The following is a 1,154-nucleotide window of genomic DNA, read 5'->3' as shown; positions in this document are numbered from 1 at the left end:
GGCCTCGTCGGCGCGCCACGCGGCGATGCTCGCGAGCGAGTCGGAGTCCACGTCGGTGGGCTGCCAGACGAGGCCGGGGAAGGCGCGGGCGAAGAAGACGGCGTGCTGGCCGGTGCCGGCCGCCACCTCCAGCACCGTGCCGGAGGCGGGCATCACCTCGCGTAGGACGGCGAGCAGGGGCTCGCGATTGCGTTCCGGGGCCGGGGCATGACGCTTCATGCCCCGGGGTGTCTCACATCCTCGCGGGCCCGCGCGAGGGCGGAGGCGGGCGCACCGTGTCCGGAAGGACGCTCAGGGGTCGATGCGCCCCGAGGTGGAGGGGCGCTGCACGGGGAAGGAGGGCAGGTAGCACGCGCCCTTGTAGTCGTAGGCGTCGTCGTCGCAGGGCGCCTTCACGCGGGCCAGCTCGTACCAGCAACCGCCGCGCAGCTCCACCTCGCCCTTTCGGTTGCAGGGGGGCTTGCGCTGACCGGGGAAGGGGCGGTCCGGCATGGGCAGGCCGAAGCCCGGGGGCACGTGGATGGAGGGCACGGGCGCGAGGATGGTCACCGGCGAGGCCACGGCGGCGTCGCCCACCGCCACGGTGCCGCCGTCTCGAGCGTCCAGGTCCGGTGTGGCCCGGGCCACCTCGAGGTCCTCGTGTGGTGGCTCGGAGCGCAGCAGGCCCCCCATCACCGCGGCCAGGAGGGACAGGAGCGCGATGGCCACGGCGAGCCCGGTCCACCGCAAGGGAGGCGCGGAGGTGACGGCGGGGGGCACGCCGACGGCCGGTCCGGAGATGGGCAGGTCCGCCAGGGGCCCCGCGGTGGCGGCGGCCTCCTCCAGCGCCTGCGCCGCCCCGGACGCGCTGTGGCCGCCGAGGCGCTCTCCGGGGTGCTCCGCGAGCATGCGGAGGATGAGGGCATCCAGCTCCGCGCACACGGCGGGGTTGTGCCGGCGCGGAGGAATGAGCGGTGTCACGCCCTCGCTTCCGGCGGGGAGGTCGACTCGCGGAGGCGGCGGGTACGTCCCGGTGACGAGCTGGTAGGCGGTGACGCCGAGGGCGAACACGTCATCGGCGGGCTGGGATTCGTAGTGGGCGGTGGGGTGGCTGCGGTAGTCCCACTGGAAGCGGATGGCCTCGGGGCTGCGGTACGGCGGGGTGCCGGGAGGCA

The 1,154-nt window shown here is 75.2% G+C and carries 2 protein-coding genes; both read right to left on the bottom strand.

What is annotated here, in order from left to right; translation table 11 throughout:
• The coding region (locus HG543_RS53745; protein WP_169352686.1) for a DUF938 domain-containing protein at positions 1 to 219 on the bottom strand (219 nt) is incomplete at its 3' end.
• 72 nt (positions 220 to 291) lie between these two features.
• Positions 292 to 1,154 (bottom strand): serine/threonine-protein kinase (locus tag HG543_RS53740; protein ID WP_500690518.1); only part of this gene is annotated, 863 nt, incomplete at its 5' end.

Source organism: Pyxidicoccus fallax (assembly GCF_012933655.1).
GTDB lineage: Bacteria > Myxococcota > Myxococcia > Myxococcales > Myxococcaceae > Myxococcus > Myxococcus fallax.
The sequence above is the reverse complement of the archived record's forward strand: the minus strand, read 5'-3'. Positions and strand labels throughout refer to the sequence as shown.